The 24360-nt window shown below is 37.8% G+C and carries 24 protein-coding genes, 1 rRNA gene and 3 pseudogenes; 19 read left to right on the top strand and 9 right to left on the bottom strand.

Annotated elements, in window-relative coordinates; translation table 11 throughout:
* Window positions 1–449: 449 nt before the first annotated feature.
* Window positions 450–1683: pseudogene (locus tag JFU24_RS01210) on the bottom strand (IS110 family transposase).
* A 465-nt stretch (window positions 1684–2148) separates the two neighbouring features.
* On the opposite strand from JFU24_RS01210, the gene JFU24_RS01205 reads away from it, so the two are divergent.
* Window positions 2149–2946, top strand: coding sequence for a hypothetical protein (locus tag JFU24_RS01205; RefSeq protein WP_201249310.1), 798 nt, complete (start codon window positions 2149–2151; stop codon window positions 2944–2946).
* Between the two features lie 166 nt (window positions 2947–3112).
* The gene (locus JFU24_RS01200) at window positions 3113–3457 is read left to right on the top strand and encodes a short-chain dehydrogenase (protein ID WP_207196621.1); all 345 of its coding nucleotides are present in this window, start codon (window positions 3113–3115) and stop codon (window positions 3455–3457) included.
* Between the two features lie 259 nt (window positions 3458–3716).
* Here JFU24_RS01200 and JFU24_RS01195 read toward each other — a convergent pair whose 3' ends face one another.
* A complete protein-coding gene (locus tag JFU24_RS01195; protein ID WP_061465081.1) occupies window positions 3717–3935 on the bottom strand; it encodes a helix-turn-helix domain-containing protein in 219 nt (72 codons plus the stop codon).
* Window positions 3936–3945: 10 nt separating this feature from the next.
* Window positions 3946–4434, bottom strand: coding sequence for a DUF2975 domain-containing protein (locus JFU24_RS01190; protein WP_201183788.1), 489 nt, complete (start codon window positions 4432–4434; stop codon window positions 3946–3948).
* A gap of 512 nt (window positions 4435–4946) precedes the next feature.
* Between JFU24_RS01190 and JFU24_RS01185 the strand changes: the two genes are divergently transcribed.
* On the top strand, window positions 4947–5357 hold the full coding sequence (locus JFU24_RS01185; RefSeq protein ID WP_201183791.1) for an NUDIX hydrolase: 411 nt from the start codon (window positions 4947–4949) through the stop codon (window positions 5355–5357).
* 455 nt (window positions 5358–5812) lie between these two features.
* Here the strand turns inward: JFU24_RS01185 and JFU24_RS01180 are convergent, their stop codons facing one another.
* Window positions 5813–6757 (bottom strand): DMT family transporter, encoded by a 945-nt coding sequence (locus tag JFU24_RS01180; RefSeq protein ID WP_201249309.1) that lies wholly within the window; start codon window positions 6755–6757, stop codon window positions 5813–5815.
* Window positions 6758–6860: 103 nt separating this feature from the next.
* Here JFU24_RS01180 and JFU24_RS01175 point away from each other — a divergent pair, with 103 nt between their 5' ends.
* The gene (locus JFU24_RS01175; RefSeq protein ID WP_201249372.1) at window positions 6861–8291 is read left to right on the top strand and encodes an aminotransferase-like domain-containing protein; all 1431 of its coding nucleotides are present in this window, start codon (window positions 6861–6863) and stop codon (window positions 8289–8291) included.
* A gap of 91 nt (window positions 8292–8382) precedes the next feature.
* Window positions 8383–9309: a DMT family transporter gene (locus JFU24_RS01170; RefSeq protein WP_201183797.1), complete on the top strand. Its 927-nt coding sequence runs from the start codon at window positions 8383–8385 to the stop codon at window positions 9307–9309.
* 211 nt (window positions 9310–9520) lie between these two features.
* Here the strand turns inward: JFU24_RS01170 and JFU24_RS01165 are convergent, their stop codons facing one another.
* Window positions 9521–9757, bottom strand: coding sequence for a dehydrogenase (locus JFU24_RS01165; protein WP_201249308.1), 237 nt, complete (start codon window positions 9755–9757; stop codon window positions 9521–9523).
* Between the two features lie 96 nt (window positions 9758–9853).
* On the opposite strand from JFU24_RS01165, the gene JFU24_RS01160 reads away from it, so the two are divergent.
* The 3 genes from JFU24_RS01160 to JFU24_RS01150 all read left to right on the top strand — a co-directional run bounded on the left by JFU24_RS01160 (window position 9854) and on the right by JFU24_RS01150 (window position 10747).
* Window positions 9854–10099, top strand: coding sequence for an AbrB/MazE/SpoVT family DNA-binding domain-containing protein (locus JFU24_RS01160; protein ID WP_201183803.1), 246 nt, complete (start codon window positions 9854–9856; stop codon window positions 10097–10099).
* A gap of 1 nt (window position 10100) precedes the next feature.
* On the top strand, window positions 10101–10502 hold the full coding sequence (locus tag JFU24_RS01155) for a type II toxin-antitoxin system death-on-curing family toxin (RefSeq protein WP_201249307.1): 402 nt from the start codon (window positions 10101–10103) through the stop codon (window positions 10500–10502).
* Between the two features lie 74 nt (window positions 10503–10576).
* Window positions 10577–10747, top strand: a complete 171-nt coding sequence (locus tag JFU24_RS01150) for an IS3 family transposase (RefSeq protein WP_274606939.1) — start codon at window positions 10577–10579, stop codon at window positions 10745–10747.
* 88 nt (window positions 10748–10835) lie between these two features.
* On the opposite strand, the gene hxlB is transcribed toward JFU24_RS01150, so the two are convergent.
* Both hxlB and hxlA read right to left on the bottom strand, forming a co-directional pair.
* Window positions 10836–11393, bottom strand: a complete 558-nt coding sequence (gene hxlB / locus JFU24_RS01145; protein ID WP_201183808.1) for a 6-phospho-3-hexuloisomerase — start codon at window positions 11391–11393, stop codon at window positions 10836–10838.
* An 8-nt stretch (window positions 11394–11401) separates the two neighbouring features.
* Window positions 11402–12034, bottom strand: a complete 633-nt coding sequence (hxlA, locus tag JFU24_RS01140; protein ID WP_056519751.1) for a 3-hexulose-6-phosphate synthase — start codon at window positions 12032–12034, stop codon at window positions 11402–11404.
* 208 nt (window positions 12035–12242) lie between these two features.
* On the opposite strand from hxlA, the gene JFU24_RS01135 reads away from it, so the two are divergent.
* The 7 genes and pseudogenes from JFU24_RS01135 to JFU24_RS01110 all read left to right on the top strand — a co-directional run.
* Window positions 12243–12608: a winged helix-turn-helix transcriptional regulator gene (locus JFU24_RS01135; protein ID WP_201183811.1), complete on the top strand. Its 366-nt coding sequence runs from the start codon at window positions 12243–12245 to the stop codon at window positions 12606–12608.
* A 738-nt stretch (window positions 12609–13346) separates the two neighbouring features.
* Entirely contained in the window at window positions 13347–13655 is a 309-nt protein-coding gene (locus JFU24_RS01130; RefSeq protein WP_098175221.1) for an ArsR/SmtB family transcription factor, read from the top strand.
* Between the two features lie 353 nt (window positions 13656–14008).
* Window positions 14009–14152 (top strand): annotated as a pseudogene (locus JFU24_RS29910) (LLM class flavin-dependent oxidoreductase); the annotation flags it as partial.
* Window positions 14153–14245: 93 nt separating this feature from the next.
* Window positions 14246–15211, top strand: a complete 966-nt coding sequence (locus tag JFU24_RS01125; protein WP_201183814.1) for a TIGR03571 family LLM class oxidoreductase — start codon at window positions 14246–14248, stop codon at window positions 15209–15211.
* A 31-nt stretch (window positions 15212–15242) separates the two neighbouring features.
* Entirely contained in the window at window positions 15243–16250 is a 1008-nt protein-coding gene (locus JFU24_RS01120; RefSeq protein ID WP_201249306.1) for an LLM class flavin-dependent oxidoreductase, read from the top strand.
* Window positions 16251–16407: 157 nt separating this feature from the next.
* Window positions 16408–17433 (top strand): LLM class flavin-dependent oxidoreductase, encoded by a 1026-nt coding sequence (locus JFU24_RS01115; RefSeq protein ID WP_201225602.1) that lies wholly within the window; start codon window positions 16408–16410, stop codon window positions 17431–17433.
* A 74-nt stretch (window positions 17434–17507) separates the two neighbouring features.
* Window positions 17508–18278, top strand: a pseudogene (locus tag JFU24_RS01110) (oxidoreductase); the annotation flags it as partial.
* Between the two features lie 538 nt (window positions 18279–18816).
* Here JFU24_RS01110 and JFU24_RS01105 read toward each other — a convergent pair.
* Window positions 18817–18966: a hypothetical protein gene (locus JFU24_RS01105; RefSeq protein WP_157444554.1), complete on the bottom strand. Its 150-nt coding sequence runs from the start codon at window positions 18964–18966 to the stop codon at window positions 18817–18819.
* A 280-nt stretch (window positions 18967–19246) separates the two neighbouring features.
* On the opposite strand from JFU24_RS01105, the gene JFU24_RS29905 reads away from it, so the two are divergent.
* Window positions 19247–19390 (top strand): DUF3953 domain-containing protein, encoded by a 144-nt coding sequence (locus JFU24_RS29905; protein WP_342214651.1) that lies wholly within the window; start codon window positions 19247–19249, stop codon window positions 19388–19390.
* A gap of 716 nt (window positions 19391–20106) precedes the next feature.
* Here the strand turns inward: JFU24_RS29905 and JFU24_RS01095 are convergent.
* Entirely contained in the window at window positions 20107–20928 is an 822-nt protein-coding gene (locus JFU24_RS01095) for an STAS domain-containing protein (RefSeq protein ID WP_201183539.1), read from the bottom strand.
* A 453-nt stretch (window positions 20929–21381) separates the two neighbouring features.
* On the opposite strand from JFU24_RS01095, the gene JFU24_RS01090 reads away from it, so the two are divergent.
* The 3 genes from JFU24_RS01090 to JFU24_RS01080 all read left to right on the top strand — a co-directional run bounded on the left by JFU24_RS01090 (window position 21382) and on the right by JFU24_RS01080 (window position 24189).
* On the top strand, window positions 21382–21597 hold the full coding sequence (locus JFU24_RS01090) for a hypothetical protein (RefSeq protein WP_201249305.1): 216 nt from the start codon (window positions 21382–21384) through the stop codon (window positions 21595–21597).
* A gap of 239 nt (window positions 21598–21836) precedes the next feature.
* Entirely contained in the window at window positions 21837–21986 is a 150-nt protein-coding gene (locus JFU24_RS01085) for a hypothetical protein (RefSeq protein ID WP_056529733.1), read from the top strand.
* Window positions 21987–22635: 649 nt separating this feature from the next.
* Window positions 22636–24189: ribosomal RNA gene (locus tag JFU24_RS01080) — 16S ribosomal RNA — on the top strand.
* Window positions 24190–24360: the final 171 nt, after the last annotated feature.

Genomic DNA, 24360 nt, shown 5'->3' with positions numbered 1-24360 from the left:
GAAAACATTTGAAGAATATTAACATAGTAAATGGAATAATTGATATCATTGTTCTTGTTATAGTGGTATTTATTATTGTGAAAATCGTCAAAACAGTTAGCAGAAAATTAAAGAAGAAAAAGTAGATTAAAGGTGAACTGAACAGTTCGCCTTTTTTATTTAATCGTAACAATGGTTAGAGTGGCTTAAAGTAAAAAATAAGTTTTATTTAGTCTTGTTCTCGCCGCTACTTTTCAATATTTCTGGAATAATATAGATTCCCATTTATTTTCTGTGGTTATAAAGTGAACTCAACAATAAGTCTTATAGAACTAAACCAGCTAATAGTTAGTCAACATTTTTCAATGAAAACTTAAAATATTTCATGCTATACTAAAAATATGCATGCCAACTAACCTACCTAATTTATATTTTTGGAAGGTTTTTCATTATATAGTTATATTTTTGAACTAAGCTATATCTTGGAAAGTTGAGTTATTTTGTAATAGTGCACAAATCCATTGTAGAAGCTTATTGGCACATGCTATCACAGCTACTTTAAAGGGCTTTCCTTCTTCACGTTTCTTATCATAGAACTCTCGTAATCTCTTGTTCCGAGGGATGATTTCATCTGTCGTTTTCTTCTTGCGACAATCACGAATGGCACAACGAACTGCCATATATAAGGCATGCCGTAGTCTACCAGAACCTCTTTTGGTAATCCGATTTACTGAGCCTTTAAATTTACCTGATTCAAAGATACTTGGATCAATTCCGGCAAATGCCACTAGTTTTTTAGGGTGATTAAACCGATCAATCTCTCCAATTTCAGAAATAATCGTTGTAGCGATTTTTTCACCGATACCAGGGATGGATTGGATAATCTTATATTCTTCAATTTCTTTTGCCAAAGCATTTATCTCTTCTTCAAATTTGGATAGGTGCTTTTGGTATTCTAGAAGCATTTTTATATACATCTCTAGGCTTAAAATGTGACTCTGATATAAAGTTCTCTGAAAAGGATTTCGAGCTGAGGCAGCCATAAGTTTCTCTGCCTGTGTATTCGCCCACTTTTTAGAACGACTTGGACAAAGTTCATTAATCCTATTTGCTACGGTTTCTTCATCGACTGCTGATATGTCTTCAGAAGTAGGGAATTCTAATAGAGTAAGCAAAGAAACAACCGAATACAAATCTCCAAAAACCCCTCTATATTTAGGAAATACTTGATCAAGAACAGCCTGAAACTGTAGTTTTGTTTGCATAGATACCTGTTATATTTGCATGTTGTCTTGAAAGATTACGAAGATTTAAGAGTTGTATCCCTCGTTTTTTATAAGGCTCTAAATCCTCTTTATAGTACAGCTCGCAGAGGTGACGTGCATCGATTAAATCTGTCTTTACTTTCCGTAAACTAGAGCTCTTCGCACGATAAGAAATGAGTGGGTTAACGATAATTAATAAGTAACCTCTCTCCTCAAAATACTGTACAACGGGCGTATGATAATGCCCAGTAAACTCTAAAACGACCGGAGGTCGAATTCCTGTTACGTTTTCTACCTCTCTAAGATATTGGTGTAAGCTCTCTAGTCCTTCAATGGTATGTGCTACTTTAAAACTTCTTTTATAAGGCTTCTTTTTATCCAAGAACGCTTGAACCTGACTTTCACCTTTAGCTACATCCAGACCAACCACTGGATTCATTTTTTATCTCCTCCAAAAACATAATATTGCCGGTAACCCCTAATCCTTCTTGCAGTATCATAGCTTCGCTTGTTATACGAGATCTTGGTCCCAACCAGCCAAATCATGTTTAAGCAAGTAGGGGGCGAACTGTTTAGTTGACGGGGTCCAAGCCCCACGGGCAGGAACGTTCTAACCCGGATACCGTTATCATATATCGATATAAAATTGTTCAACCAGAAATAACTGGCTGACCTTTATAATACGAAGGGGCAGGATAGTTAAAGAGTGCTGTTTGATCTTTATTCAACAATTGGGCCAGATTGTTGAGGAATATGAACAGTAGGCATACTAATTTAAGATTATTTGTGAAAAGTTACACTTAAGCTATCCGGGCAATCAATCTGTAAATCCTTTGTGTAATATATTGGGAATGTCTGCTAATATTATTTATATCATATTGAAAAATTTCATATAGGGGGATTTATGAATTTAGAAATAACGTTTAATAACAATGTAATGGAGTACATACTTAATAAACTAGCAGCGCTTGGTCTATTAGTATTTATTATGTGTATATATATCATTTTGGGAACCGAATTTGATTTGTATGAGTTTACAGAGTCTATATCAAATATAAAGGTTTGGGGATTAATTTGTGGATATGCACTAGTGATGACAGTGCTAATCGATTTAGTAAGGTATAAATGGAGAGAGGTCACATACAAGACGAGTATCCTTTTGCACTGTTTAGCAGGATTTATTGTGTTTTTTCCATTTATGGGTATTAATTTGTTTTCATTGATTGCTGGAAGTGTTGGTGCATTATGTGCATTTATCTATGCTTTTAGCTACTATTTTTTAGAGAAAAAAAAGCAATTAGTATGGATTTCTCTTTTAGTCTTCCCTCTACTGCTATGTATAAGATTATTCGATTTTACTATAAAAGAAGATTGGACCGAAGAAAAGACAAAATCATCATTTTCCGCAGAGTTTGAGCGTTTCAATGGAAAAAACGAGATTCCAATATCTTTAAAAAAGGGAAATGTAGTAACGAGTTATATATCCTTTGACCAAATGAATGAGGGAGGATATGGGTATCATATTTTAGATAATAACGGGAAGTTAGTAGAGATGAAAGAGCTAGAAGATACGTATGGAGAATATAGAGACAGTGATACGAATGTAATCCAGTTTAATGCAGAAAAAGCAGGTATATATATATTAATAGTCACAGGGGATAATTTGAAAGGGAAGATTGATGTAAAATGGGAAATAGATTAATGCAAAGGAATATGAGCACTTTTTAATATATTATTTGTACAACATATTCATTCTTATGACCTTCAATTATAGAGTTTTTGAAAAAAATGTACTTAAACAATAGTATGCTTTTATGCAATATCTTAAGTGGCAAGAAGGCTCACTATGTATCAGGAGGTCTTAAATAATGCCTGTTCATGATTTTGGAATAATTGATAATATCGAAAATCTGAAAAGAAATATTGGTTATGAACCACAAAAATATAAATGTATTTCTGTTGATGATGAAATTATTAATCACTTAAATGAGCATTTATCTATTATGAGAACCTACTTTCATTCGCTTGAACGCCCAGAGTTTGGGTTAGCTTACTGGGGAATTACAATTATTCCACCTGATTCTTTATCAATGTTTTATGATGTGATTACATCTTCAACGATGTATAAAAAATCTGCTGAACTTAATGAGTTAGCTTCTAAAATATTTCAGGCTAAAGAGGAAAATAAATACATGATACACTTTGGAATATAAGCCTTTTTGTTTTTTATCTTATCTAAATTAACGGGTGCTTATATTAAAGAAGGGATGGCTGCGGCTAACGGGTTCCCTTTTGAGGTGCAAACAATGCAAATCACATCACATTTTTTGTCACTAATATCAATGCAATTCTCAATGGAATTCTCTAATTAAATATCAATAATAAACGCAGAGAAGGGATAGCTTAATAGCTATCCCTTCATCTTAATTTCACTATCTAATCCCGTTGGTTGAAGAAAGTTGTTGTCTGTTTTTATTGAGTGTCTTCGTCACCCTTGTACTCCAAAATATCACCTGGCTGACAATCCAAAGTCTTACATATCGCTTCTAATGTTGAAAAACGAACCGCTTTTGCTTTTCCATTTTTCAGAATGGAAAGATTCGCCATAGTAATTCCAACCCTCTCCGAAAGTACTGTTACGCTCATTTTCCTTTTTGCCAACATCACATCAATATTGATGATAATCGCCATGATATTCACCTCAGATCGTTAAATCATTTTCTGATTTTATATTAATAGCTTCTTGTAAAAGTCTTTGGAGAACAGCAGCAAAAACGGCGATCACCATTGAGGCGAAAATAATGACCAATCCGATTGGTATGAAACTTGGAGGGTCAACTCTTTTCGCCATGAGATAGTAGAGTGGCATACCTAACAGGTACAAGGTACTGATCGTGATGGCACAGTGTTTTATATTCTTTAAAGCCTTTACCGATAATTCCGAGAACGCTTGGTTCTTATCAATATAGCTTAAAAGTTTAAAAGCTTGATAAAGAGCGAAATAAAAAGGAATCGCTGCCACGTACATATCGATTAAAACGAGAGATTTCATATAAGCAATATCTGGATACAATTCCCCAGCAAAATTCCCAATCTTAGGCACCAAAAATATGCACAATGCAAGAACTGCAATTCCAACCAGAAAAATAATTACCTTTAAGAAAGTGGTTGAACCTGGTTTAACATTCATTTAAAATACCTCACTTATTTAATGACAACATGATTTTATCATATGATTTATCGTTTTACAATAAATTCGTATTGTTTTTTATTGTATTATTATTGTTACATGAAGTCCTTCGATATACTTGTTTCTTTGATCAAATTCATGAAGGGCATTCAAATATTCCGAGTAAGACTCCGTATCATTCTTTGTTTTTTGTTGAGGAGAGAAAGAGAAGCGAAGTCTTGCATTCTTTTGAGAGAAATAATCAAGATCTATTTAAGCTGGAGCAAGAGAATAAACAGAATTTGTGGAAGAGTCATCTCTTGCTCTCATATAGACGGGCAGCATTCATGTAATAAATGAAGTGGTAATTGAGTAGGTTTATGAAACATTGTACTTAAACTACGGGTGCGTTAGTTCTATAAGGATCACTAAAAGGTGTTCAATGACAATAAAGATAATTAATTACAAATAAAGATCTTTAATTTACAATAAACTTGTTTAACTCTTAACTAATAAGAAAAGGAGTATTGAATTTGAATCGTGTTGATGTTGTGTACACACTTTTGTTTAACGAGGATACCAATAAGATTTTAGTGGTACTAAATAAAAAAAATAACACTTGGTCCTTACCAGGAGGAGCAGTTGAAGCAAATGAGACTCTAAAAGAAGCAGCCATCAGAGAAGTTAAAGAAGAAACGGGCTATGATGTGCAGGTAAACGATATTATTGCATTAAATGAAGCATTTATAAATGAAGATCATGTATATTTTATTATGTTTGAAGGGCAAGTTCTAAAATCACCTGAACAAATTCCAAAGGAAAAAAACATTTTAAGAGTTGAATGGGTAAATTTAGAGGAAGCAGATAGACTAATGCCTTATTATCCAGAAGGAGTATCCAAACTAATTAGCAACTCCAGAGCAGGATATACATTCCAAAAATAATTAAAATACAATGGTATTAGGGCTAAATTGCTGTGTTATTGCATTGAATTATAGATTTTAAATGACATTATTGTTACTGTGGAAAGAGCAATTTTGACCTACAATCAAAATTAATAACTTTATTTTAACACCGTTCAAAAATTTGGACGGTGTTATGCATGTTTGTAGCTTTAAAATTAAACGACCTTATTGTCAATCAACAAAAGGATCACAAAAAATGATCAAACTATTTTATAAAAACCGTATACTTAATCACTAGAAAATAATCCATTTTGTTCATTTTTTTCCAAAATGGATTCTTTTTATTTACGCTAATATGGGGGTTCAGGAGGACCTTTTGATCAATCCCTATAGTTGATTCTTTTACGTGCAAAATAGCACTTAAATTAAGTGCAAATTATCACTTAAATTTACAGAATAGGATTCTAACGCTTTTTAAATGTGAGACTTGAACATTAAGCCTTATTAGCGCGATAACTTTCACTCTTAACGGAATCAGTACGGCACTTATTTGCAAAATGGGTGATTAAGGCCTTAGAATTAATCACAATTAATCCTGCAATGATCGTGATTCCCCCGAAAAACATGAGCCATGTTATCTTTTCCTGATACAAGACCTTCCCAAGTCCTAAGGCAATGATGGGGGAGATGTAGAGCCATGTGGACGGAAATATCGGGTCCGTTTTTGAAACAAGCCAATAGTATATGGTATGGGCAATCATAGAGCCAAAAACGGTCAAGTACACGATCGATCCTATTGCATTCTTATTTGCAAGATCTCCTATGTTTATCTGCTCAGATGTCAAAGACAGCAGCAGAAGCAATGCACCGCCGTAAATCATTTGAGTAGCATTCAGCATAATAGGTGAGGTGCCTGAAAAACGCTCTGACACCTTTTTGGAATAGATCGTTCCTGCTGCATAACCCACTTGACCAAGCAGAATAAGGAAGCAAGCGATCAGCCATATTGAATCGTAGGAAACAGTCAGATTCGGCATAAGGAGCAGAGCCACTCCAATCAAGCTGATTGCAGATCCTACAAACGTTCTTATAGATAACTTAACGTGCAAGACCATTGTTTGAATCAGCAAAATCATAATTGGTCCCGTTGCAGACAGGACAGCACCAACTCCGGAAGCAACGTACTGTTCCGCCCAATATAGCGTAGCAAACGTTCCGAATGTTAACGTACTTCCTGTGATGAATGATTCTTTAGAAAAAAGAACAGCCAGATTTGCTTTTTTTCGCAGCGACATCATTAAAAATAGAAGGATTCCTGCCATGAAAAATCGGATCCCTGCTGAAAAAAAGGGAGGAAGCCCTTCGTCTACTCCTATTTTTATTGCCAGGAATGTTGTCCCAAAAATCAAGCACATACAAATATAGTTAAAGATAATCATGTAAATCCCTCCTTGCTACTCATCATATAGGACGGGAAATAGAACAGATTCATTGTAGGTAGAACAGATCGCAAACCTTGGTGCTAAACTGATATTGGGGGGAATTCATGTGAAGATAAAATCCTCAGAGCTTTATAAGCAGATTTACGATTTGGTTCTTGCCAAAATTGATCGTAAAGAATGGAAGGAACATGAGAAACTGCCTTCTGTAAGAAGAATGGCGGAGGAACTGAATGTAAATCGGTTGACTGTTCTAAGAGCTTATCAATTACTAAAAGAACATAAAAAGATATACGCAAAGGAAAAATCAGGGTACTTTGTTCAGCCTGAAGATCCATCTTTTTCTTTGAATGAATCTCAGCTGCCAGAAATCGCTGACTATCCTTATAGGAACCTGTTGTCATCGATCCATCAGGTGGCTGTTGACTATCAATTCTCTCAAGCCCTTATTGATCCGAATCTCCTGCCGAATTCTTATTTATCTGAATATGTCAAAAAGGTTTTTACCCTCTATCCCAAAGTGCTTGGCACTTATTCGACTGTTCAAGGGGATGAGGAATTGAGGACAGCCCTTTCAGACTACTTTTACAAGACGCACCATTTTTTTGCACCGATTGATGAGCTGTTAATTACTTCAGGTGCTCAACAGGCCATTGATCTCGTGGCAAAGGTTCTGCTTAGGGCGAATGATACAGTATTAGTTGAGAGGCCTACATACAGCTCAGCTATTGATATTTTCAGGCAATATGGTGCGCGTATTATTGGGATTGAGATTGGGCAGGGCGGTTACGATCTGAATCAGCTAGAACATATCTTAAAAAAAGATAAACCGCGGTTTTTCTATACAAATCCAACCTTCAATAATCCAACAGGCTGCACCATTTCTGCTCTGCAAAGAAAACAGCTGGTGGAACTTGCAGAAAAGTATAAATGTGTCATCGTTGAAGATGATCCTTTCAGGGATATTTATTTTGATAAGGCTCCTCCATTCCCGATTTATTCGTATGATACCGATGGCTATGTTATCTATATCCGCAGCTTTAGTAAATACGTTTCGCCTGGATTGCGTGTTGCAGCTGTAGCATGCCGTCATCCGCTAATGAGCCACTTGATTACTTCAAAGTCACTCGCTGACAACGGGACGGCCCTTATTAATCAAAAAATGTTCCTGCACTATTTTTTCTCGGAACGAATGCAGATTCACTTGGAGAAATTGCGAACAGCTCTATTTTTAAGGAAAGAAGTAATGAGAAATGAACTGGCTGCAACGTCATGGAAATGGACAGATCCATCAGGAGGATTAAACTTGTGGGTGGAACTTCCAGAACAAATCTCAGTTGAAAAGCTCCTTGATGCCTGTTTGGAACAGTCCATTTCCTTCGTGCCGGGATCTATATGTGATCCAGATCAAGCCCTTAGATCGTGGATTAGACTGAGCTTTTCGTATGCAAACGAAATACAGCTGCAAACAGGCATGAAAAAACTAATGACGGTTGCTGAAACGATAAATAGTGATTCCGCATATCGACAATGATTTTAATTACAAGTTCAACTTATATAGCAAAATTTTATATGAAATCCCTATCAAAGTTTGCCATAATAAGAGAGTAGGAAGGGGGAACATCATGCTTCGATTATACGGGGCTTTAATTGGCCTTAGTTTGATATGGGGTTTATCGTTTGTTTTTATGAAGTGGTTGCTCCCGCCAGCGGGCATTTGGGGGATTGTGTTTCTCCGCTGTTTGGCGGGTGCTGCTGTTCTGCTTCCCGTTTTGTGGTGGAAGCGCAGGGAAATCAGCTGGAAATTGCCGTGGAAAGCACTGGTCGTTGTCGGAATCTTCAATTGCGTATTGGCATGGGGATTAATTCCTCTAAGTGAAACAGAGATTAACAGCAGCACGGCATCGATTCTTAATGCAACCACTCCGATCTGGACGGGGATCATCGGATTTATTATTTTTTCATATGTTCTAACCGCCCGCCAATGGATGGGCATTCTTATCGGTTTTTTCGGAATTCTAGTATTGATGGATTTTCAAGTCGGTCAGCTTTTCGGCAAGGAATTCATCGGGATTGGAACAATGCTGCTTGCGTCCACCTGTTACGGATTTGCCGGCCAATTTACGAAAAGATTTCTTTCTGGTACCGGAGTATTGGTCATAACGACATTTACGCTGCTCACGGGTGCCGTTATCGGTTTGATCGGGATGCTAATAACGGAGCCGATAAAGCCAGCAATGTTGATGGAACCGCTGACGATTTTCGCCATCGTCGGTCTTGGGTGCTTTGGTTCAGGGCTCGGCCAGCTGATCTATTTCTACATCAATAAAAATGGCAGTCCAGAGTTAGCGGCAACGGTTACATACCTTATTCCTGCAACCGCTATGGTTTGGGGCTATGTCTTGCTTGGAGAAGCGATTACTCCTAATGTAATTATTGGCCTGCTGATTATTTTCGCTGGAGTTTATCTTTCTTCCAAGAAGTCAAAAGCGGAAAATGATGGCACAAACTCTTTATCCCGAAAACCAGGGGAATTTCGTCACGTAAAATAAGAGACCAAAACGAAATAGTCCCCAGGTAAAGGTTTTTTTATCTTTTCCTGGGTGCTTCCGTATAGGAACACATTAATAGTTTTACTTAATTCTGAATTTGCCAAAGTAGTGATTGATCGTCTTTGCCGCGACTTATTATAGCTAAAGAAAAGCTTGATAAAACTTTACGTTAGCAGCTTGTTCAATTGGACGAGATAATTTATTTTACTTATTACCAGATTATTGTTTCCGGTATAGCACCTTTAGGATAAGTATCTTCTACTATTTCTTTTTCTTCGAACATGTAATACCAAGTATCTGCCACATAAATTAGGTCTGTTTGAGTACCTAATTTCATCATTATACCTAATGATAAATGTCCCACATGGATACCTTTATCTGATAAATCAGCATGTAGAATAAGGTACCTTTTAGGGTCTAAATCTGCAAGCTTTTTTTGTGTAATCAAAAATAACAGATTCCAGATAAAAGTAGTATAAACTATAAAGACTAATGTTATAATAGTAATAACAATTATAACTTTCTTTTGAAGGAGGAACGATTAATGGCTATTAGAAAATTAACCAAAGTTGGCAATAGCTTGGGTATTACGTTTCCAGTTGACATGTTGAAAACTGCAAATTTAGCTTTTGGAGACGAATTAGAGGTTGAGTTTAAGGGTGAAGAAATCATTTTAAGGAAAAATAAAAATGTAAAATTACCTAAAGGTGTAGATGCAGAATTTATGGAAATGTTATCAGACATTATTAAAGAACATGACGAAGCATTCAAGGGATTGGTGGATAGATAATATGACGTTGGATATTATCTATCTTTCCACGAATCAAATTATTGCTATCAATGCCATTCAAATAAAAGTGTATTCTCCTACTGAACAAATCGGAGTGAAAGATCCCGGTCTCCTTGATTCTGCAGTGAACAGACCCAGACAAACTGTTTTCGAGAATGATGCTTACCCATCTATTCATGAAAAGGCTGCAGCATTATTCGAATTCATTTCAAAAAATCATGCATTCCACAACGCAAACAAGAGGACAGCACTCGCTTCCCTTATTATGTTTCTGAAGATTAATCATTATCAATGGATAATGGGAATAGAAGAAGAACAGAATTTTGTTGTAGATTTCGTCAACCATAAATATGATTTTAAAGCTATCTCAAGAATCATCCAAGAAAACATAAAGGCTTTATAAGAGGTTTCGTTCATGGAGCATAATTTGTTTTTTATCGACGGCTGGTAGCAATTCATGCTGATGGTATACAATAAATGATTATTCAAAAAAAGGGGAACAAGTCAGAATATAAAACATGTACTAATTTAACGGATGTGAAGGAAGAAATTGATCGAGTTATTGAAGAATATAATGAACATCGTTATCAATGGGGGCTAAAGAAAATGGCCCCGGTACAATACCGGGACCACTTATTAGCCGCTTAGGCACTTTTTTATACTGTCCGTAAAATGGGGCACAGTTCAAAGAATTCCTTGCGGTCTTTTTATATCTTACTTTTTAGTTATCATTTCTTTACTCGAGATTTGCGTGTCGGCCATACATTTTATTGGTATCCAATCCCTTTTTATCCATGAACCTCAAAATGACACCATCGTAAAAAAGTAAGAGAGTTTGCTCAAATAGAGAGCCCATTGGTTGAATTGTTTGATAATCACCTTCTGACTGATCTTTAGGTGAACCAGGCAATTTTATTGCGATATCCGCCAATTTTCCAATGGTGGATTCAGGGAAAATTGTTGCAGTCGCAATGGTTCCACCGATACTTTTTGCTTTCTCAGCCATGGAAACCAAACTTTTTGTTTCTCCTGAACCGGTTCCGATGATCAAAATGTCGTCTTTTTCGAAGGTAGGGGTGACTGTTTCACCTATTACATACGCATCTATCCCCATGTGCATCATTCGCATGGCAAAGGATTTACCCATAAGCCCGGATCTTCCTGCACCCGCTACAAAAACTTTCTTTGATTCAAGAATCCCATTAACCAGTTTTTCAGCTTCTTCGTCAGCTATTAAGTCTACTGAACGATTTAGCTCTTTTATGATTTCAGCTAAATATTGAGAAGTATGCATGATGGATATTAGCCTTGTTTCACTAATTTTTGTATTTGGGCAGCTGTCCCTTTAATATCAGCTTGTCCAGTGATACCTCCACCAACAATGACAAGGTCAGGTTGTGCCTTAATGACTTCCGGAAGTGTATCTAATTTTATGCCGCCTGCTACAGCAGTTTTTGCATTTTTTACAACACGTTTAATGGTTTGAAGGTCCTCAAAAGAATTTTTTCCAACAGCTTGAAGATCGTAGCCAGTGTGCACACAGATGTAGTCGACGCCAAATGCATCCACTTCTTTAGCACGAGTTTCAAGATCTTTCACAGCGATCATATCAACAAGGATTTTTTTGCCTTGTTTTTTAGCTTCTTCAACAGCCCCTTTGATGGACATATCTTCAGCTGCACCAAGAATCGTGATGATATCAGCGCCAGCTTCAGATGCCTTCATCACTTCATAACCGGCTGCATCCATAATTTTTAGGTCAGCTAATACTTTCAAAGAAGGGAAAGCTTCTTTCATTTCTTTAACAGCCCTAAGCCCTTCATTAATAACCACAGGTGTACCGATTTCTACGATATCAACATATTCCTCCACTTGTTTAACCAATTCAATACCTTCTTGAATGTTTACTAAATCCAGTGCCAATTGTAATTCCATTTATTCTTCACTCCTAATAGTATGTTTTAGTTTGTTGCACAGTAAGTATGCCCCTCTGGCACTCAATCATTGCACCGCAAGAAATTTATATCGACTGTACAATGTATCGTATACTAAGTATAATATTTTTGTAAGTACGCACTTTAATTTTACATAGTGTTAAAAAGTATACTATGTGATTAAGGATTTATATTTGGAGGTGATTTGAATGACAAGGCTACAGAATAAAACATTCAATTGTGAGAAGGAATTGACCCTTTCTGTTATTGGGGGGAAATGGAAGATGCTTGTTTTATGGCACCTAGGCAAGCAGGGGACCAAGCGTTTTGGTGAACTGAAGGCTCTTATGCCGGGCATCACTCAAAGAATGCTCGTTAACCAGCTTCGAGAGCTGGAAGAAGATCTTATTGTTCATCGCGAAGTCTATCCAATTGTACCTCCCAAAGTGGAATACTCTCTGACAGAACAAGGAGAAAGCCTGATGCCGATTCTTGATTCGATGTATAATTGGGGCAAAAATTATATGGAGAATGTCGTTGGGGGCCAAGTAAAAAGAAAAGAGGATATCAATTAGAAAAACTATCCCTTCTTTCTTATTCAAAGATGTTTTCTCCTTTTTCTTTACCTTTATATGGTCACGTATCAAATTAAGGTAGAGAAAAGCACAACATTTAATAATCAGTTATTAAAAGCCAAGGTTAGCGATTTTTGTATAGTCGCTGACCTTGGCTTTTTCACATGCACCCGGCATTGGTGCAAATCTCTAGCCATGGTGGTGTACGGTTAGCTTAATGAAGGAGTGTCTACTCAGAGGGGAAAACCTTTTCGTTTCTAGGAATATTATACAAAGACCTAGTAATTGGTATACTTTATTACACTATGTAATTTTACTGATACTATTTAATTATAAAGAGCGTACATACAGGGATACCACCAGCAAAACGCGAATTTACAACGTTAAGGAAATACCAATATTAAAAGCTCAATTTCTCAGCATTAAATTGAGAAATTGGGCTTTTTTCCATACTGTAGATAATGCCTCGATTGTGGAAGATCAATAAATTTGAACAAAAAAGTGATTATTGATCTGCCGCATTTTTCACTGCTACGACTGCTTTGGCATAATCCGGATGACAATGACAAACGGTGTATAAGGAGGCTCTAATTATGTTCAGATTGATTGGGTCCGTAAATAGTATTCTGACTATATTTAGATAACTAACATGCTTGGTAGTAGGTATTAACTTCGATTGATATCCTTATAGGGGAAAATTCAAATTGACATATCGGGAATTAATGATATTATAAACATATGGATATCATAGAAATCTTTAAAGCATTGTCTAATGAAAAACGTTTGCAGATTTTGAAGTGGTTAAAAGAGCCTGAAAACTATTTTACACTCCCTATTTCTGAAGGGGTTAGTTTTGAGAAAGAGGGTGTATGCGTATCACAGCTGCATCATAAGTTAAATGTAACACAATCAACGGTTTCTCAATATCTTACTATGTTACATCGGGCTGGGCTACTCGTAGCAACGCGTAAGGGGAAGTGGACATACTATAAGCGTAATGAAGAAGTTATTAAGGAAATAAGCAATTACATTGCGAAAGAGATTTGAGGATTAAAGTGAATTGCTTGAAGCAATTCACTTTAATTAATTAATATATATCGAGATTTCAGAATATGTAAATATGTTAGGTTGTATATTTTTTATTAAAATAAATCGTTAATTCGCGATATATTAATTTATTATATACGCTTCTATGATTCCAGCTTTATTTAAGGAGCTGATTTATTAATTATAGTAAGGAAGAGATTTAGGCGAATTTAGAAATGGTGTCCATAAGAATAAGGATGAAGTATTCGCTTTTGTTTCCTATTGATCCAATACAATCCGTTGCTTAATAATATACTGAAATTCTAAGTGATGAAAAGGGAGAAAATTAAAATGAACAAATTTGAAAAATATAATTGAAGGTTGGCAGTGGTGGAATCCTGCTTCCACAGTATAGTGCATATAAGGTGGCTACCCAGCTATTTCAATTACAATCACTTTTTCCCGGAAGAATAAAGGCAGGTGTCGGACGTTCACCTGGTAGAAATGAAACGAATCGGACAATGGACTTATTATCGACGCAATGAGGAAACCATTAAACAGTTTGAAAAGTATATAGGCTTAAGAATATAACCTTTTAAGGAGGACCAAGAGTGAGTTTTCAAAATCATCGTGCCTATAACAGCATGTACCAGAAAGACAAAATGACACTCGGATTTATCCTCCCGACTGCCAGGATGTCTAAAAATCCGATTATGGAGAATCAGCTGGAGCTTGCCCGTAAAATTGAGGAATATGGCTTTGCTTCATTATGGCTCCGTGATATTACGATACAGAATTTGAATATTGATGATAACGGCCAAAAGTACGATTTATGGATTTATTTGACGTATCTTGCTGCCTATACGAAGCACATTGCGTTAGTGACAGGAAGTGTAGTTCTTCCTTTGCGCCACCCCGTCAGGGTAGCCAAGGAAGCTGCATCAATCGATCAATTGTTTCCAGGTCGATTGATTATGGGAGTGGCATCAGGGGACAGGGAAAAAGACTTTACAGCTTTAGGGATATCTAAGCAAGAAAGCGGTCCGTTATTTAAAGAAAATTTCGAAATTCTCGACCGGCTGTTAAAAGAGGATCAGCCGACAATCCACAGCCACGCCGGGCTGATCGATGGTACAGATATGAGGTTAATTCCAAAGCCTGTATCTTCGATTCCGACCATGGTGACTGGATTTAGCAATCAGTCTATCAATTGGATAGCAAGGAATGGGGATGGGTGGCTTCAATACCCAAGAAGCATTATTCAACAGGCGCAGCTTATCCAGGATTATCGTGCTTTAACTGAAGTGCATGCTCCAGGAGATTTTAAACCCTTCTCTCAAAGCTTGTTCATCAATTTATTGGAAAATCCCGATGAAATGCCTGTCCCCATACCCTTAGGCTATTCCGTGGGAAGAAACCATTTAGTTGATCTACTTCATCGATTTCAAGCGATTGGTGTCAACCATTTGGCGTTTGTTCTGTATTTTTCCAAGCGCCCTCCAGAGGAAGTAATCCAGGAACTTGGAGAATTTGTTTTACCCTACTTTCCAACCCATAAACGTAAAGGCCAGCTTTAAAAAATTTAATTGTATAGAAGGAGGAAGAATTATGACAAAGAAAATAGAACTTTCAGTACTAGATCCCTCCCCAATTGTCGAGGGAGGATCAGCCGAACTTTCCCTTCAAAACACGCTTGATCTAGCAAAGAAAACAGAGCAGTGGGGATATAAACGGTTTTGGCTTGCTGAACATCATAATTGGGCAGGAATGGCGAGTTCAGCATCCCCGATCGTAATTGGACGAGTAGCCTCTGTCACGGAAGAAATTCGTATTGGATCAGGCGCAATGCTGCTTTCCCATTATTCTCCTCTTTCCGTGGCTGAGCAATTTGGAACATTAGAAGCCTTCTTCCCTGGCCGGATCGACCTTGGATTGGGGCGGGCACCTGGCACCGACCAATATACAGCAAATGTATTGCGGCAGCGGGTTGCTGGTGAACCTGAATTTGATGCCCGGCTTGATGAGCTTATCGCATATCTTTATGGTACAGGAACAGCCACTAAGAATGGTTCATTTAGCTTTCACGCTATTCCCGGCGAAAAAACAAATGTGCCAATTTGGCTGTTAGGTTCAGGGTTTTATAGTGCACAATTGGCTGGAATACTTGGGTTACCATTCTCTTTCGCGGGACATTTTGCTCCAGGTAACATGATGGAGGCCATAAAACTGTACCGGGATTATTTTCGTCCGTCTCAATTTTTGGAGGAGCCTTATGTACTGTTAGCCGTTCAAGTGGTGGCTGCTGATGAGAAACAGGAGGCACAAAGGCTTGCCACTTCGATGTATCAAAAATTTCTTTTGTTAACCCGCGGACAGCCTTCGCCCATTTTGCCACCTGTTGATAACATGGACGAGATTTGGAACGATAATGAACGCAGGGCGGTTGAAGAACAGCTTTTCACTTCCATTATCGGGGACCCTGCAGGTGTGAAGCAGCAGCTCCATGAGTTAATAGAAAAGACTGACGCTGATGAAATTATGGCTCATACAGAGATTTTTGATCATAAGGCACGGCTGCGCTCTTATGAAATTTTGGCTCAGGCTGCAGTAAATTAAACAGTGTCTAGTCTAATAAAGTATGTATTTTCTGCAGATATTAAATCAGTTAAATTAATGTGATTTAGATTGAAGCAGTAAAAGAAGACAAAGAAAACAACCTGTAAATTCTTTTATAGGTTTGAAAACGAAATTTTTAAAGAAAGAAGATGAGCATATGCCTGAAAATGATACAAAACAAATTACGGATATTCCATTCTCGGTCCTGGATCTCTCTCCAATTGCAGATGGAAGTACGCCGGCTGATTCTTTTCGCAATACTTTGGAGCTGGCCCAGCTCGCTGAAAAGCTGGGGTATAACCGATATTGGCTCGCTGAGCATCATAATATGCCATTTATCGCTAGCTCTGCAACATCGGTAGTCATTTCCCATGTTGCAGCAGGTACATCAAAAATCCGGGTAGGTTCAGGCGGCATTATGCTGCCGAATCATGCACCTCTTGTTATTGCTGAGCAATTTGGTACTCTGGAATCATTATATCCAGGACGTATTGATCTTGGCTTGGGCCGTGCACCAGGCACTGATCAGCTTACCGCACGTGCATTAAGACGTGACTTGAGAAGTTCAGGAGAAGATTTCCCTGAGCAGCTGGCTGAGCTCCGGAATTACTTTGACCCTTCCCTGGCACAAGGATATAGTCATGTTAAAGCAATTCCGGGTGAGGGATTAAACATACCTATTTGGCTGTTAGGTTCAAGCGGATATAGTGCCCAGCTGGCAGGAGAGCTTGGACTGCCGTTTGCATTTGCGAGCCATTTCTCGCCGCATAACACACTGCCGGCTATCCAGCTGTACCGCCGTTCGTTTAAGCCTTCTAAAGTACTGGACAAGCCGCATGCAATGGTAGGGCTAAACATCATTGCGGCCGACACAGATCAAGAAGCTGAGCGGCTCGCTACAACATTGCAGCAGCAGTTCTTGAATTTGATGCGCGGGAAGGAAGTCCCATTGCAGCCGCCAGTGGATAATATTAATGATATAGCGAGCGACTATGAAATAGCTGCCCTTGAGAATCAATTAGGAACTTCGATTGTTGGCAGTCCTCAAATCGTAAAAGAAAAGCTGGAAAAGTTTATGGATGAAAGTCAAGCCGATGAAATCATGGCAATCACCCAGGTTTACGATCATAAGGCCCGCCTCCATTCCTATGAAATATTGGCAGAAATTACTCAGCTAAAATAGGTCAAAACTGGCCGATCCTTATGGCAAGCTTTTAATGTATCTCTAAAATTTTTTTTCATAGAATAAAAATGCTCGATCGTCAACCAATTGCTCCGAGTGCGGTAGCAGCGGAACGGGACGATGCCGTGGTACCTCGGGAAATGACAGCAGACGAAATCGATGAAATTATTAAAGCATTTGGTGAAGCAACCAGAAGAGCAATCGAAGCTGGGTATGATGGAGTTGAAATCCATGGTGCCAATACGTATTTGATTCAGCAATTCTTTTCTCCACACTCAAATCGCAGAACTGACAAGTTGGGTGGGTGGAACGCTGGAAAAACGTATGTCCTTCCCGCTTGCTGTAGTTGACGACGTTAAAAAAGCAGTTTTAGACCATGCAACAAAACCTTTTATCATCGGCTATCGGTTATCGCCTGAAGAAAGAGAGAATCCTGGCATCACCATGGAAGAAACGTTGGAATTAGTGGACAAGTTAGCGGACCAGGACCTGGATTATCTCCATAATTCTGTCGGCGGCTTTTGGAACGGATCAATCCGTGATGATAACATCAGACATTCCGAGTTGTTATGATCCATGAGCGTGTCGGCGATCATGTTCCTGTGATGGGTGTTGGGATGCTGCTGGCACCCGAAGAAGTGATGAAAGCATTTGAAACAGGTGTACCTTTTATTGCTTTAGGGAGGGAATTGATAATGGAACCTCAGTGGGTACAAAAAGTACAAGCCGGTGAAGAAAACAAAATCCGTACAACATTATCTAAAAAAGATCAAAAAGAACTGGCTATTTCTGATAAAATGTGGGAGTACTATACTGGCATCCCCGGCTGGCTTCCTATTGTATAAGGAGTTCACTTATCTCATTCCATCTCTGCTTCCTTGAATTGTTCAACAAAAAATGGGAATCGTGATGATAATTGTCCTTGCTCAGCAAGTATAAGAATATACCTTATACTAAACAAGACGGAACATTTTAGAGGGAAACCATCTTAGTGGTTTCCCTCCTTTATTGAGTATTGGAGCAGAAAATCAGCCATAGTTCATTTGTTTATGACTAGAAGTTATTGTTAATATATAATCAACAATAGACGCCCATAGAAAGGATTGGATCTAAAGTGAGCCTGGGATTAAAAGATAAAACGGTACTCGTGACAGGCGGCAGTAAAGGTATTGGAAAAGCATTGCAGTAGAGAGGTGCATCGAACTTTATGTTCGTTTTCTCTTCCAGCAACCCCTAAATAATGCATTAAACGGATGGTGTGATTCAGGATCCATTGCAGTATGGCAGGGTAATATCCCTAAAGCTTAATAAAACCAGTACACAAACATTTTTATTATATTGAATTGTCCATCTTACCTCAGCGAGAACCAACAACGTATTTACTCATTTTTTTTCAAATGTAAATACTGATTTACTTCCTGATAAAAAATACTTAATTTCCTCTAACAGTATTTCCGTTTTGATAGCAATCTGTATGAGCTCATCCAATTCTTTATCAAGTCTTACGACTGGGTTATTTGTCTGAAGTAACAAAACTATTTCTCCTGAGGTAATAACAACATCCTGGCAATGCCGTAGAACCATCGATTTCCATCTTAAGCTTAAATTGGAGAAAAAGTACCCCTTATCATTTATAAGGCTATTAATAAAAGTTAGGATTTGTTCTTTAAATGAGTTCGTTTATTTTATAGTTTGGGTATGTTTTACATAATAGATTGCGAAAAAAATGGGGGGATATGATTAGAATTATCTTAGCAATAGCTGTTATTGTTCTATCAAGTTATAGTTTAATAACTGAATCTAAACCGAGTTAATGCCGTATTGTATGTTTTTCTTAGGGACACTTATATTGGAAATAGGTTTAGCAGAACTTCAAAAAGACAGAAAAGGCTTTGTGGGATATATGAGCATTGTTATCTCTTTATTTGTTTCCATACAGGATTTCTTAATGCACTAACGGGTGTTTTAATTCAATAAGAAAGGTTGCTGAGGTAGTCTTTTTATTATGGCACTAAAGGGGCAGGTTTGTTACAAGTGTAGTGTATTCGTACTGTATAGCTACATCGAATAACAATACTTTTAATCATTAGTATGTTATATTTAATTAGAGTTAAAATTAGAATTATATGGGGCACCTCCAGACTTCTCTTAGTCATCTTCCCTCTGTAATAGAAGAGAGACTAAGACGATATGTCCTTAAACCACATTAAAACAATGTTAGAAACCTTAAAACAGTATACTAACTGTGAAATAACATTAACTTTCAAAAACAAAAATGGTATACCGTTATTGTCTGTATGCTATGACAATAATTGTTATGAACTAACACATTTGGATACACAAATTATCGAAACCTGTGACGATATAGAATCTACTATCTCAGCTATTGATAAAGTTATGCAAGATAGTTCTAAAAAAACCTCTAATTAATAGAGGTTTTTTTGTTTCACAGTTTGTTTTGTCAGCTCTTTCTTTATGCTACTAACCGGGCATTTTTTAGTTGAAGATGAAAATGAAATTGATTGATGTTGAATTAAATACTAAATACCCTCACTATAGTTTTTATACCGAGATGTAACTGCGGGGCAGGAACAAATATTTAGACAGTTGGTCAGAATATAGCCAATTAAAAAAAGAGTCGGCAAAGCGACCCACCTCTAAGATTCTCCGTGTTTAACTTAATAAGTATTTATTCAATGCTTGTTGTAAAGTTCCCAATGTTTGTGCTTTTTCATTTAATCTTATTCCTACGTTTATCATTTTTCTAACCACTTCAGCTCTTAACCCGGTAATCACGGTGGTACATCCCATTAATGAAGTGCCGTCAATAATCTTCATTAAATGATCAATTACTTCAGGCTCCATTTCCATAATTCCAGATAAGTCCATAATCAATGTTTGAATACGTAATTTTCCAATCTCTATTAAAACTTTTTCCTCGAGAATATTCGTTCGGTAAAGATCAACCGCACCAATTAAAGGTAAAATACATATAGTGGGTGTTATTGGTATTATAGGCACCGAAAGATTTTCAACCAATTCTTTTTGAGCCATTATCAATGAATCTTTGTATTGAGAATAGGTGATAAAAAAAACATTTAAAAACCTGTCTACTTGATTATTTACCTTTTTTTCTACCGAAAAAAATTCTTCAGTTAAAGCCTTATTCGTTACCTCATTATATTCTTGTAGGAACTTCCACAAGGTTCTTCGAATGGCTTGCACCCACTCTAATTTGAAAGATAATGGTATTGCGTGTGTCGCCCAAGCTATACCTTCTTGCTTAGCAAATGATTGAAGTTCTTGTTCTTTACCCTCAATAATGTATTGAATCAGACTATGGGCATTAGTTATCAGGTCAATATTACCGACCGTTAAAATTTCTTCGATTTTTTCTTTCACATTAGATGCTTCGTTTAATAATGAATCTTCAAAATCCTCTTTATTTTCTTGGATGAATTCCAGAAATTTATATGTATCTAGCGACCCCTTCATAATCTAATCCTCCTATTTTTTATATGCCAAAACTCCTATTACCCGGTTCTTTTAATTACTAAACACGTTTATACCATAAGCTTCTAATTTAAAGGGAAAATGGATGTATTTTTGTTAATTAATAATGTGAAGATTTCCAATTAAACTATTGGGTCGTGCGTTAGCTGAAGATTGGAGTTGTCTTTAAGGCAACTATTTTGTATGAAAATATATTCGTGAAAGGCCATACAAAATAAGCCCACCATATTCTAATTTTTTGAAGGACGTAAATGTACCATGTCGTTATATTAACTGGTTATGCAGTTTGTTGTTCAGATGGAGCGATTGTATAGCCTTTCTTTTTTAGGTATTCGATCATTTTCTTATGGCACTAAAGGGGCAGTTTAGTTGAATAAGGTAATATTTGGATTAAGATAGATATAAGTAGAAAAGTTAATAACAAGGGGTGATTTTTTGGAGAAAAATATTGGGGATGTAGATTTTTTTAAACAAGTAGTAAAAAGACTTTGCAAAAAAAACAATATTTCCCCTCAGAAACCTAAATTTGAAATCATCAAGAACGTAATGGTTATTAGCATTAAGAACCATTTAAAAGATGGAGTAGACTTAGATTGTTTTAATATTTTAAACCTTATTTACCGAACAATTGGACCTTTAGAAGAGAGCTGAACAAACAAGAAATAGAATTATTGAGGCTTATGCAGAGTGTCAAGGCATTTTATTTTGATTATAGCAATGAAATGAATACCATTTGGCGATGATTATTTTACTAAGTTTTTAATGTTTTTACTGATATATGCAAAGTTAGCAGTACACTAATAAAGTAATAAGGTTTACTTCAGTAAAATAAGGTATATTATATTTGTTGAATAGATTCTCTTTAAAGACATGAAAAGTAGGTGAACAAAGTGGGAAAATATCAATTGGATTACAAAGGTCAGGTAGCTGTGACAAAGTTTCATGAAAAACAGACGCCTGCCAAATTTGATAAAAAGCAGCAACTTGAAAAAATACGTGCGGAGTATTTGAAAAAGAAGCAAAAACAAACAGATAAATAATATGAATGAAAACATAGGAAGACTAAAATCTCCCTATGTTTTTCTTATTCGAAGTTCTTTTTTCAATTGATGATAGAGTTTATTATTCCCATAAATTTCAGATTCGGTGACAAAAAAATCGTCATCAGATATCCATTCCTCACTAAAAATTTCAGTAGCAGAATCAATAGACCAGCCGTTATTTTGGATACACCAGTAATCTCCAGCAGAATTTTTAAAACATTTGGATACTCACTTGGCTTAGGTAGCTGAATAAAAAGATAAGTATAGAAGAAAGACGTTTCTAAAAAATTATTCACTTCCATAAAATAAGGTAAATGAATGACCGGAGAACTTGCTTAGGTGATTTTTTGTACATCAACAAAATAGGTTCAAGGTGAACAAACGTCATAGTTGTTAATTTATCAATTCCAAGTTGACTATTTTAAAAAATAGAAGTATGATAATGAAGTCGCTTAATTAATAGGCGATTTTATGAAACTGAAATTCTTCGCAGAAGTTGACAACTATTCGTAGCTATGTTAAGATGAATAAGTCGAAACAAACCGACAACGAAATTGCTCTTTGAAAACTGAACAAAACAAAGCGCCAACGTTAATTTTTAAAGTGAGCACACACTATCAAAAGCAAAATGAGCAAGTCAAACATTTCTTCGGAGAGTTTGATCCTGGCTCAGGACGAACGCTGGCGGCGTGCCTAATACATGCAAGTCGAGCGAATCGATGGGAGCTTGCTCCCTGAGATTAGCGGCGGACGGGTGAGTAACACGTGGGCAACCTGCCTATAAGACTGGGATAACTTCGGGAAACCGGAGCTAATACCGGATACGTTCTTTTCTCGCATGAGAGAAGATGGAAAGACGGTTTACGCTGTCACTTATAGATGGGCCCGCGGCGCATTAGCTAGTTGGTGAGGTAATGGCTCACCAAGGCGACGATGCGTAGCCGACCTGAGAGGGTGATCGGCCACACTGGGACTGAGACACGGCCCAGACTCCTACGGGAGGCAGCAGTAGGGAATCTTCCGCAATGGACGAAAGTCTGACGGAGCAACGCCGCGTGAACGAAGAAGGCCTTCGGGTCGTAAAGTTCTGTTGTTAGGGAAGAACAAGTACCAGAGTAACTGCTGGTACCTTGACGGTACCTAACCAGAAAGCCACGGCTAACTACGTGCCAGCAGCCGCGGTAATACGTAGGTGGCAAGCGTTGTCCGGAATTATTGGGCGTAAAGCGCGCGCAGGTGGTTCCTTAAGTCTGATGTGAAAGCCCACGGCTCAACCGTGGAGGGTCATTGGAAACTGGGGAACTTGAGTGCAGAAGAGGAAAGTGGAATTCCAAGTGTAGCGGTGAAATGCGTAGAGATTTGGAGGAACACCAGTGGCGAAGGCGACTTTCTGGTCTGTAACTGACACTGAGGCGCGAAAGCGTGGGGAGCAAACAGGATTAGATACCCTGGTAGTCCACGCCGTAAACGATGAGTGCTAAGTGTTAGAGGGTTTCCGCCCTTTAGTGCTTCGCAGACTAACGCATTAAGCACTCCGCCTGGGGAGTACGGCCGCAAGGCTGAAACTCAAAGGAATTGACGGGGGCCCGCACAAGCGGTGGAGCATGTGGTTTAATTCGAAGCAACGCGAAGAACCTTACCAGGTCTTGACATCCTCTGACAACCCTAGAGATAGGGCGTTCCCCTTCGGGGGACAGAGTGACAGGTGGTGCATGGTTGTCGTCAGCTCGTGTCGTGAGATGTTGGGTTAAGTCCCGCAACGAGCGCAACCCTTGATCTTAGTTGCCAGCATTCAGTTGGGCACTCTAAGGTGACTGCCGGTGACAAACCGGAGGAAGGTGGGGATGACGTCAAATCATCATGCCCCTTATGACCTGGGCTACACACGTGCTACAATGGATGGTACAAAGGGCTGCAAACCTGCGAAGGTAAGCGAATCCCATAAAGCCATTCTCAGTTCGGATTGTAGGCTGCAACTCGCCTACATGAAGCCGGAATCGCTAGTAATCGCGGATCAGCATGCCGCGGTGAATACGTTCCCGGGCCTTGTACACACCGCCCGTCACACCACGAGAGTTTGTAACACCCGAAGTCGGTGAGGTAACCTTTATGGAGCCAGCCGCCTAAGGTGGGACAGATGATTGGGGTGAAGTCGTAACAAGGTAGCCGTATCGGAAGGTGCGGCTGGATCACCTCCTTTCTAAGGATAAATACGAGAGCGCTTTTGTTTTGTTCAGTTTTGAATGAGTAATTCATTCATATAAGAGAGAATACATCACTTAGTGATGCTCTTTATACTTTGTTCCTTGAAAACTAGATAATAGATAGAAGGTAATTAATTTTTTCAAAGCATCAGTAAGATCTTTTTTAA

It is taken from the genome of Peribacillus sp. TH27 (assembly GCF_016650915.1).
Taxonomy (GTDB): Bacteria; Bacillota; Bacilli; order Bacillales; family DSM-1321; genus Peribacillus; species Peribacillus butanolivorans.
This window is presented reverse-complemented; position numbering and strand designations above follow the sequence as displayed.

Bases quoted from the DNA above. Each gene is read 5' to 3' on its own strand.
- hxlA (WP_056519751.1), bottom strand. From the start codon at position 12,034: ATGGAATTACAATTGGCACTGGATTTAGTAAACATTCAAGAAGGTATT.
- JFU24_RS01180 (WP_201249309.1), bottom strand. From the start codon at position 6,757: ATGATTATCTTTAACTATATTTGTATGTGCTTGATTTTTGGGACAACA.
- JFU24_RS01160 (WP_201183803.1), top strand. From the start codon at position 9,854: ATGGCTATTAGAAAATTAACCAAAGTTGGCAATAGCTTGGGTATTACG.
- JFU24_RS01200 (WP_207196621.1), top strand. From the start codon at position 3,113: ATGCCTGTTCATGATTTTGGAATAATTGATAATATCGAAAATCTGAAA.
- JFU24_RS01195 (WP_061465081.1), bottom strand. From the start codon at position 3,935: ATGGCGATTATCATCAATATTGATGTGATGTTGGCAAAAAGGAAAATG.
- JFU24_RS01115 (WP_201225602.1), top strand. From the start codon at position 16,408: ATGCCTGAAAATGATACAAAACAAATTACGGATATTCCATTCTCGGTC.
- JFU24_RS01170 (WP_201183797.1), top strand. From the start codon at position 8,383: ATGCTTCGATTATACGGGGCTTTAATTGGCCTTAGTTTGATATGGGGT.
- JFU24_RS01155 (WP_201249307.1), top strand. From the start codon at position 10,101: ATGACGTTGGATATTATCTATCTTTCCACGAATCAAATTATTGCTATC.
- JFU24_RS01120 (WP_201249306.1), top strand. From the start codon at position 15,243: ATGACAAAGAAAATAGAACTTTCAGTACTAGATCCCTCCCCAATTGTC.
- JFU24_RS01095 (WP_201183539.1), bottom strand. From the start codon at position 20,928: ATGAAGGGGTCGCTAGATACATATAAATTTCTGGAATTCATCCAAGAA.
- JFU24_RS01205 (WP_201249310.1), top strand. From the start codon at position 2,149: ATGAATTTAGAAATAACGTTTAATAACAATGTAATGGAGTACATACTT.
- JFU24_RS01135 (WP_201183811.1), top strand. From the start codon at position 12,243: ATGACAAGGCTACAGAATAAAACATTCAATTGTGAGAAGGAATTGACC.
- JFU24_RS01130 (WP_098175221.1), top strand. From the start codon at position 13,347: ATGGATATCATAGAAATCTTTAAAGCATTGTCTAATGAAAAACGTTTG.
- JFU24_RS01150 (WP_274606939.1), top strand. From the start codon at position 10,577: ATGATTATTCAAAAAAAGGGGAACAAGTCAGAATATAAAACATGTACT.
- JFU24_RS29905 (WP_342214651.1), top strand. From the start codon at position 19,247: ATGCCGTATTGTATGTTTTTCTTAGGGACACTTATATTGGAAATAGGT.
- hxlB (WP_201183808.1), bottom strand. From the start codon at position 11,393: ATGCATACTTCTCAATATTTAGCTGAAATCATAAAAGAGCTAAATCGT.
- JFU24_RS01190 (WP_201183788.1), bottom strand. From the start codon at position 4,434: ATGAATGTTAAACCAGGTTCAACCACTTTCTTAAAGGTAATTATTTTT.